The sequence below is a fragment of the Brevirhabdus sp. genome (assembly GCF_052826345.1).
Genome location: NZ_JBRBUA010000081.1, coordinates 1 through 8736, shown reverse-complemented (window position 1 = coordinate 8736; position 8736 = coordinate 1). Strand labels below are relative to the sequence as shown.

The following is an 8736-nucleotide window of genomic DNA, read 5'->3' as shown; positions in this document are numbered from 1 at the left end:
GTCCAGCATCGCCTGGGTGATCAGCGTCACCCCGCCCTCGGTGACGCGGAACCACTTGCCGTCCTCTTGCGGGTCTTCGCCCACTACCAGGTTTTCGGGGATCTGCACGCCGCGGTCGATCACCACGTTCGACAGCCGTGCCGAGCGGCCGATCTGCACCCGTGGCAGCACCACCGCGCCGTTCAGCTGCGCGTAGGAATTCGTCTTGACCAGCGTGAAAAGCAGGGAATTGCGCACCTCGGAGCCGGAAATCACGCAGCCTCCCGAGATCAGAGACGACACCGCCAGCCCGCGACGCTCCTCCTCGTCATGGATGAACTTGGCGGGCGGGGCGGATTCCGAATAGGTCCAGATCGGCCATTCACGGTCCCACAGGTTCAGATCGGGCGCGAAGTCCGTCAGGTCCAGATTGGCCTTCCAAAAGGCGTCGATGGTACCCACGTCGCGCCAATACGCCGGGGCGGAGGGGCTTTCGCGCACGCAGCTGTCGAGAAAACGATGCGCCACGGCCTTTCCGTTCCTGACGATGTCGGGAATGATATCGCCGCCGAAATCATGGCGCGAATTCGGGTCGGCCGCATCCTCGATCAGACGTTCGCGCAGGAATTTCCAGGTGAAGACGTAAATGCCCATCGAGGCCAGGGTGACGCTGTCGTCTTCGGGGGTGCCCGGCGGATCGGCCGGTTTCTCGAGGAACTCGGTGATGGTCAGATCGGCATCCACCGCCATGACGCCAAAGGCCGACGCCTCTTCGCGGGGCACGGTCAGACAGCCCACGGTCACATCCGCGCCACTGCTCACATGCTGTTGCAGCATGACCTCGTAATCCATCTTGTAGATATGGTCGCCCGCCAGGATCAGCACGTATTCCACATCGTAGCTGTCGACGATATCGATGTTCTGCGTCACGGCGTCGGCGGTGCCCAGATACCATTTGTTTTCCGCAACCCGCTGGCTGGCGGGCAGGATATCGAGGTATTCGTTGCGCTCGGCGCGGAAAAAGCTCCAGCCGCGCTGGCAATGGCGGATCAGCGAATGGGCCTTGTACTGGGTGGCGACGGCCATCTTTCGGATGCCCGAATTCAGCGCGTTGGACAGCGCGAAGTCGATGATCCGGGTCTTGCCGCCGAAGAAAACCGCCGGTTTCGCACGGATATCCGTCAATTCCTTAAGTCGGCTGCCGCGCCCGCCCGCAAGCACGAAGGCCATTGTTCTGCTGGATAATCTGGTGTTCGGCGCCGGCATGATAGTCCTCCCTCAAATCATTATGCATCTTCTTGATGGATCAATCTAATCGGCGAACGCCCGACGGGAAGGCGGCCCGGCGCGGTGGCGCGGCGCATGAGGCGATATTTGCCCGTGCGGGCACCGCGCTGATTTCGCCGTGCTGATTTCACCGCACCCTGCCGCGCTCTGTGTGACGCATTTGACATGGGCCAAGCCTAATGCAGCCTGCGCGCCGTGCAAGCGGGCAAAGCCGCGCCCGGCGAATTGCACGCATAGGCTGCGTCCGCCTCATGTCACCGAAGACGCCTGCCAGATCTGCGCCATGTAATCGCGGATCGTGCGGTCGGACGAGAACCAGCCGGAACGCGCGGTGTTGCGCGCGGCCATCCGGGTCCAGGCGTCGGTATCGCGGAACACCGCGTCCGCCTGCCGCTGCGCGCGCCAGTAATCCGCGAAATCCGACGCCACGAGAAAGTAATCCGGCCCCATCACATTGTCGCACACGCCCGCAAAACGCGCGCCGTCCCCGCCCGAGAAGGCACCGTCGCGGATCGCCTGCAGGGCACGCGCCAGGCGCGGGTCCGCCGCGATCGCCGCCGCCGCGTGCCCGTCCAGCGCGCGGCGTGCCACGACCTGTTCGGCCGTCATGCCGAAGAGGAAGAAGTTTTCCGCCCCGACCCTTTCGCGGATCTCGACGTTGGCGCCGTCCAGCGTTCCGATGGTGGGCGCGCCGTTCAGGGCGAATTTCATGTTGCCGGTGCCCGAGGCCTCCTTGCCCGCGGTCGAGATCTGCTCCGACAGGTCGGCCGCCGGGATCAGCCGTTCGGCCATCGAGACGTTGTAGTTCGGCAGAAACGCGATGGTCAGCCGCCCGCGCACCAGCGGGTCGGCGTTGACCACGGCGGCGACGGCATTGATCAGCTCGATTATCTCCTTGGCGAGCACGTATCCCGGCGCGGCCTTGCCGCCGAAGATCTTGACGCGCGGCGTGTGATTGCCCTGCGGATTGGCGCGCATGTCCTGCCACAGGGCAATCGCCTCAAGGATGTTGAGATGCTGGCGCTTGTATTCGTGGATGCGCTTGATCTGAACGTCGAACATCGCGGCCGGATCGACGGAAAAGCCGTGATCGCGCGCCAGCCAGTTCGCCAGATCGACCTTGTTGTCCTGCTTGACCCCGGCGAAATCGGTCAGAAACCCCGCGTCGTCGCACAGCGGGTCCAGCTCCGCCAGACGATCCAGATCGACCAGCCAGTCGCCTTCGATCACGCTGCTGATCAGCGTGCTCAGCCGGGGGTTGGAGGATTTGAGCCAGCGGCGCGGCGTCACGCCGTTGGTCTGGTTGACGATGCGGTCGGGGTGCAGGCCGTGCAGCTCGGAAAAGACGGTCTTTTTCATCAGCTCGGTATGCAGCGCCGAGACGCCGTTGACCCGGTTCGCCATGATGAACGACAGCTCGCCCATCTTGACGTGGCCATGATCCACCACCGAGGTGCGGCGCGCGGGATTGGCCATCGCGTGGCGATGATCGATCCGTTCGATCAGGCGCATGTGGCGCGGCAGCAGGTGGGCCATCAGCCCCTCCGACCAGGTCTCGAGCGCTTCGGGCAGCAGCGTGTGGTTGGTATAGGCCAGGCACGCCCGCGCGGTGTCGATCGCGTCGTCGAATTCCATCGCATGTTCATCGTGCAGCAGCCGCACCAGTTCGGGCCCCGCGATGGCTGGATGCGTGTCGTTCATCTGGATCGCGACATGCTGCGGCAGGCTGCGCAGATCGCGGCCGCGCAGGACGAACCGGCGCAGCAGGTCGCGCAGCGAGGCGGCGGTGAAGAAATATTCCTGCTTCAGCCGCAGCGTCTTGCCCTGTTCGGTCGTGTCGTCGGGATAGAGCACCCGGCTGATCGTGCGCGCCAGCGCCTCGTTCTCGGCCGCGGCGGCGAAATCGCCCCGGTTGAAGCGGCTCAGATCGAAACCGTCGGTCGGGCGCGCGCCCCACAGGCGCAGGGTATTCGCCCAGCGCCCTTGCCAGCCGATGATCGGCATGTCGAAGGGGCGGGCGACGACATGTTCGTCCGCGGTCCAGACCGCGCGCGCGCCGTCTTCGCGGACATGGCCGCCAAAGCCTATGATGATGTCCTCGCCGGGCCGCTCGAATTCCCAGGCGTGGGGCTCGGACAGCCAGTCCTCGGGGTGTTCGACCTGGCGGCCGTCCTCGAAATCCTGGCGGAAGATGCCGTGCTCATAGCGGATACCGTAGCCGTAGGCCGGACACCCCAGCGTCGCCAGCGATTCCATGAAGCAGGCCGCCAGCCGCCCCAGCCCGCCGTTGCCCAGCGCGGCGTCGGGTTCGTCCTCCACAAGGCGGTCGTAGTCGAGCCCCAGTTCGGTCAAGGCAGCGTTGACTTCGCCGTCGAGCCCGAGGTTGACGATCGCATCCTCCAGCAGGCGGCCGATCAGGAATTCCATCGACAGGTAGTACACCTGCTTGGCACCCGCGGCCTCGGCCGCGCGGCGGGCGGCCAGCCAGGGGGTGACGATGCGCGCGCGCACCGCAAGCGATACCGCCATGCGCCAGTCGCGCAGGCTGGCGTCCTGCGCATCCCTGCCCAAATCGAATTTGAGCCGTTCCAGCAAATCGTCGCGCAGCAGCCGGGTCGGGAAAGTCATGAGATAAGTCTGCCTTGGTTTCGAGTGCTCGCCATGGGGACAGGCACAGATTCTAGCTCCGATGCTGCCGAAGGCAAGCCGGGCGGAACGGATGGGTTAGCGATAACAGCCCTACGGGAGTTCGCGCAGGAAGTAAAAAACACATGACGCCGCAGGGGGTCATTGTTCAAGCGCGCAGGCCTGCAACATATGCAGCGGCACCACCGCGAGCGCGTTTCGATGCGTGGCCTCCAGCACCACGCCGGGCGCGCATCCCTCGTCGAAAGCCTGCCGGAAACGCGCCGCGCAAAGGCACCAGCGGTCGCCGGGCTGCACGCCCGCAAAGCCGAATTCGGGGCGCGGCGTGGTCAGGTCATTGCCGACGTATTTGGAATAGGCCAGGAATTCGGCGTTCATCACCGCGCAGACGGTATGGCTGCCCGCGTCCTGCTCACAGGTGTTGCAGGCGCCGTCGCGGAAAAACCCGGTCAGCGGGTTGACCGAACAGGGCTGCAAGGGCGCGCCCAGAACATTGACGGAAGGATCTTTCTGCATGGCGTGTCCCATCGGGCTGCGGCGGATCAGCGAAAGCGATCCACGAGTTTCTGCATCGCGCTGCGCGTGTCGGGCGCGTCGGCGGCATCGCCGGAGCCCGCCCCGACGGATGCCGCCCCGGCGCGGCCCGGCGCGGTCGAAGCGCCCGGCGCGCCCCGCACGGCTGTCGCGGCTCGGGCGGGACCGGCCTGCGCCGCGCCCCCGGTCTGCGGCGCACCGCCCGAACCGTGGCCCGAGCCGTGGCCCGAACCGCGATCTGGCCCGCCGCCCGGTCCGACGCCGCCCGGCCGCGCGCCGGAAAGGCGCCCGGTCGAGGCACGCGCGGGCGACAGACGCCGCGCGACCGCGTTCATGAACCGGCCCGCATCGCCATCGGCCAGTGCCGCGGCGCCGTCGCCCACGCCGCGCAGCATGTCATCCAGCCAATCCGCGTCGGATTTAGCGAAATCCGACAGCACATAGCCCGGCACCCGGTCCTTGTGGCCGGGATGGCCCACGCCCATGCGCACGCGCTGATAGTCCGGCCCGATATGCTGATGCAGCGAGCGCAACCCGTTGTGGCCCGCATGGCCGCCGCCGGTCTTGACCTTCAGCTTGCCGGGCGCCAGGTCGATCTCATCGTGGAAAACGGTCACATCCCCCGCCGTCAGCTTGAAAAAGCGCATCGCCTCGCCCACCGACTGGCCGGAGAGGTTCATGAACGTCTCGGGCTTGAGCAGGATGACCTTGCCGGCGCCGAGGCGGTGTTCGCTCACCTGCCCCTGAAACTTGGCGCGCCACGGCACGAAGCCGTGATCCTGCGCGATGCGATCCACGGCCATCCAGCCGATATTGTGCCGGTTCGCGGCATATTTCGCACCGGGATTTCCCAGCCCGACGAAAAGGCGCATCGATCCCTCCTGTAGCGGTCGGGAAAAACTTATGGGCGGCGGAGGCGAAACGCAAACGATGCGCGCGGAAAAACAAGACCGCCCGTCCGCGCAACGAAAAGACGCGGCGCCTTTCGGTGCCGCGTCCTGAAAACTTCGTTTGCGGAAAAGGCGGCTGCCTCAGTCCTCGGCGTCCTGCTCGGTGGCGGGCACGTCGTCGGCATCGGCCTCTTCATCGTCCTGAGCGGCAAGACCCGAGGGCGCCTGGATGTTGGCGATGACGAAATCGCGGTCGATCGTGGTGCGCGTGCCCTTGGGCAGCTCGATCGCCGAGACGGTCAGCACGTCGCCGATTTCCATGTCCGCAACCGAGGCGACCAGCTTTTCGGGGATCTCGCCCGCGGTCACCATCAGCTCCACCTCGGGGCGGACCATGTTCAGCACGCCGCCCTTTTTCAGGCCGGGGGCGACATCTTCGCCTTCCAGCTCGACGGGGATGAACAGGTTGATGCGCGAGGTCCGGCGCAGGCGCATGAAATCGACATGCGTGGGCAGATCCTTGACCACATCGCGCTGCACGCCGCGGCAGATGACGCGCACGTCGTCGTGGCCCTCGATCTTCATGTTGAAGAGCGTGGAAAGGAAGCGGCCCGCCTTCAGGTGCTTGACCAGCACGTTGAACGGAATGTTGATCGAAACGGGGTCGACACCCCCGCCATATACGGTGCCGGGTACGAAGCCTTCGCGGCGAGCTTGACGAGCGGCCCCCTTGCCTGTCCCCGTCCGTACCGTGGCGTTAAGATCTGGGATCTCACCAGCCATTGTATTCTCCTTGCGTTATCGGGCATCCTCCAAGGGTGTATGCCCGGTGAAGTCGCGCGTATAAGACAGCCCGAGAGTTTTGAAAAGAGCTTATCCGGCCCGATGCTTGGCCGAATGCGCGGCCCGCTGTGTGGCCCAATGCGCGGGCCTCTGCGCGGGCCTCTCCCCCGCTTTCGCTTCAGGGGCACCGCGCGGCGGCGCGCCTTGCGGGCTTGCCACATGTGCGGCGGCGTGGCACGGCCAACGGATGAGCCTGCACGACACCCCCAGCGCACCCCGTTCTGGCTCCGAACCTGGGCCCGAACCTGAACCCGCGCCTCGGGCGCCCCCCGCCGCCGCGCTCGGCAGCGCGCTACGCCTGTCGCGCGCCACCCTGCCCGCCTTTGCGGCCGAGGGCGTCGTCTATGGCGCCTTCGCCGCCTATGTGCCGCAGATCAAGGCCGGTCTGGCGGCGGGCGACGCGGAATTCAGCGTGGCGCTGCTGGTTTCGGCGGCGGCGGCGGTGGGCGCGATGCTGGTGGCGCCGGGCTTTGCCGATCGCGCGGGCCGACATGCGATGGCGCTGGCGGCGGTGCTGATGGCGGCGGCCTGCGTGCTGCCGATGGCGGCGGGGACGCTGATGGGCTTTACCCTGTTGATGGCATTGCTGGGCGGCACATCGGGCCTGCTGGACATCGTGATGAACGCGCGGGTTTCGGTGATCGAGGGGCGCGCGCGCCGGTCGATCATGAACCTCAACCATGCGGGGTTTTCCGCGGCCTATGCCATTGCGGCCATTCTGTCGGGGCTGGCGCGAGCACAGGGGGTCGGACCCCTGGCGGTCTTTGCCGTGATCGCCCTGCTGCTGATCGCCGCCGCGCCCCTGATGACCGAGCGTGAGCCGCCCCCGGCCCCGAAGCCCGCACTAGACACCGCGGCCGCTGCTGACCTCGGCTCCGGCCTGGGCCGGTCCCGCCTGCCGGTGGTTCTGGCCGGTCTGATCGTCTTTGCCGCCTTTCTGGCCGAGAACGCGACCGAAGGCTGGTCCGCCCTGCATATCGAGCGCACGCTGGGCGGCGCCGCGGCAGAGGGCGCGCTGGGGCCTGCGATGCTGGGGCTGACGATGCTGGTCGGGCGGCTTTCGGGCCAGATCGCCGCCGCCCGGCTGAGCGAGAGCGCGGTGATCCGCGGCGGCGCGCTGCTGGGCGCGCTGGGTGCATTGGGCGCGGCGCTGGCGCCGGGGCCGCCGCTGGCCTATGCGGGGTTCGCCGTTCTGGGGCTGGGCATTTCGGTGATCGTGCCGATGGCGCTGGCGCTGGTCGGCGGGCGCGTTGCCGAAAACGCGCGCGCGCTGGCAATCTCGCGCACGGCGGTGATCGGCTATTTCGGCTTTTTCATCGGGCCGCCGATGATGGGGCTGGTGTCGGAATGGCTTGGCCTGCGCGCCTCTTTCATCGGGGTCGCGCTGATCGTGATGGCGATCGTGCCGCTGGCCATTTTGCTGCGGCGGGTCTGAGCGCGGCCGCCCACCCCAAGACCGGGCGGGCGGACGCCCCGCGCCTCAGGCCCAGTCGCCGCTGAAATCCCTCGGGATCAACAGGACGTCGCGGTCGAGCGTGCGCACGTCGCGCCGCCCGCAAAGCGCCATCGTCAGATCCAGTTCCTTGGCGATGACCTGCAAGGCGGTGGTCACCCCGCGTTCGCCCATCGCGCCGAGCCCGTAGATGTAGGCGCGCCCGATCATCGTGCCCTGCGCGCCCAGCGCCAGCGCCTTGAGCACATCCTGCCCCGAGCGAATGCCGCTATCCAGCCAGACCTCCGCCTGCCCGTCGACAGCGTCGATGATGGCGGGCAGCGCGCGGATCGAGCTGATCGCGCCGTCCAGCTGGCGGCCGCCGTGGTTCGACACGATGATCGCATCCGCGCCGATACGCACCGCCATCTTGGCATCCTCCGGGTCCAGAATCCCCTTCAGGATCAGCTTGCCGCCCCATTGCTTCTTGATCCGCTCGATCTTTGTCCAGTCAAGCTTGGGGTCGAATTGCTCGGCGGTCCATTCCATCAGCGATGCCGGATCGGCGACGCCTTTGACATGGCCCACGATGTTGCCGAAAAACCGCCGCCTGGTGCGCAGCATCTCCAGCCCCCAGCCCCATTTCGTCGCCAGATTGGCCACGGTGGCGGGGGTCATCTTGGGCGGGGCGGACAGGCCGTTTTTAAGATCGCGGTGGCGCTGGCCCAGAATCTGCAGATCCAGCGTCAGCACCAGCGCCGAGCAGCCCGCATCCTTGGCCCGCTGGATGACGCGATCGACGAAATCTTCATCCCGCATGACGTATAGCTGGAACCAGAAGGGCGCGGGGCTGTGTTCCGCCACATCCTCGATCGAGCAGATCGACATCGACGAAAGGGTATAGGGCACACCGAATTTCGCGGCCGCGCGGGCAGCCTTGATCTCGCCGTCCGCGTTCTGCATCCCGGTCATGCCGACAGGCGCCAGGGCGACGGGCATGGCCACATCCTGACCCGCCATCGTCGAGGACAGGCTGCGATCGGACAGATCCACCGCCACGCGCTGGCGCAGGCGCAGCTTGTCGAAATCGCTGGTATTCTCGCGGAAGGTCTGTTCCGTCCAGCT

General features: G+C 66.7%; 7 protein-coding genes. 1 reads left to right on the top strand and 6 read right to left on the bottom strand.

Annotated features, from left to right (window positions below; genetic code table 11):
- The 5 genes from glgC to ACU0BR_RS09790 all read right to left on the bottom strand — a co-directional run.
- Positions 1-1245 (bottom strand): glucose-1-phosphate adenylyltransferase (glgC, locus tag ACU0BR_RS09810; protein WP_446156659.1); only part of this gene is annotated, 1245 nt, incomplete at its 3' end.
- 270 nt (positions 1246-1515) lie between these two features.
- On the bottom strand, positions 1516-3894 hold the full coding sequence (locus ACU0BR_RS09805) for a glycogen/starch/alpha-glucan phosphorylase (RefSeq protein WP_446156658.1): 2379 nt from the start codon (positions 3892-3894) through the stop codon (positions 1516-1518).
- Positions 3895-4053: 159 nt separating this feature from the next.
- Positions 4054-4428: a DUF2237 family protein gene (locus tag ACU0BR_RS09800; RefSeq protein WP_446156657.1), complete on the bottom strand. Its 375-nt coding sequence runs from the start codon at positions 4426-4428 to the stop codon at positions 4054-4056.
- A gap of 26 nt (positions 4429-4454) precedes the next feature.
- Positions 4455-5318 (bottom strand): aminoacyl-tRNA hydrolase, encoded by an 864-nt coding sequence (gene pth, locus ACU0BR_RS09795; protein ID WP_446156656.1) that lies wholly within the window; start codon positions 5316-5318, stop codon positions 4455-4457.
- Between the two features lie 159 nt (positions 5319-5477).
- The gene (locus ACU0BR_RS09790; RefSeq protein ID WP_446156655.1) at positions 5478-6119 is read right to left on the bottom strand and encodes a 50S ribosomal protein L25/general stress protein Ctc; all 642 of its coding nucleotides are present in this window, start codon (positions 6117-6119) and stop codon (positions 5478-5480) included.
- Positions 6120-6366: 247 nt separating this feature from the next.
- On the opposite strand from ACU0BR_RS09790, the gene ACU0BR_RS09785 reads away from it, so the two are divergent.
- Positions 6367-7614, top strand: coding sequence for an MFS transporter (locus ACU0BR_RS09785; protein WP_446156654.1), 1248 nt, complete (start codon positions 6367-6369; stop codon positions 7612-7614).
- Positions 7615-7659: 45 nt separating this feature from the next.
- Here the strand turns inward: ACU0BR_RS09785 and ACU0BR_RS09780 are convergent.
- A partial coding sequence (locus ACU0BR_RS09780) for an alpha-hydroxy acid oxidase (protein WP_446156653.1) occupies positions 7660-8736 on the bottom strand: 1077 nt, incomplete at its 5' end.

What these genes read in the sequence shown, in the direction of transcription:
- ACU0BR_RS09805 (WP_446156658.1), bottom strand. Translation starts at nt 3,894, where the DNA reads ATGACTTTCCCGACCCGGCTGCTGCGCGACGATTTGCTGGAACGGCTC.
- pth (WP_446156656.1), bottom strand. Translation starts at nt 5,318, where the DNA reads ATGCGCCTTTTCGTCGGGCTGGGAAATCCCGGTGCGAAATATGCCGCG.
- ACU0BR_RS09790 (WP_446156655.1), bottom strand. Translation starts at nt 6,119, where the DNA reads ATGGCTGGTGAGATCCCAGATCTTAACGCCACGGTACGGACGGGGACA.
- ACU0BR_RS09785 (WP_446156654.1), top strand. Translation starts at nt 6,367, where the DNA reads ATGAGCCTGCACGACACCCCCAGCGCACCCCGTTCTGGCTCCGAACCT.
- ACU0BR_RS09800 (WP_446156657.1), bottom strand. Translation starts at nt 4,428, where the DNA reads ATGCAGAAAGATCCTTCCGTCAATGTTCTGGGCGCGCCCTTGCAGCCC.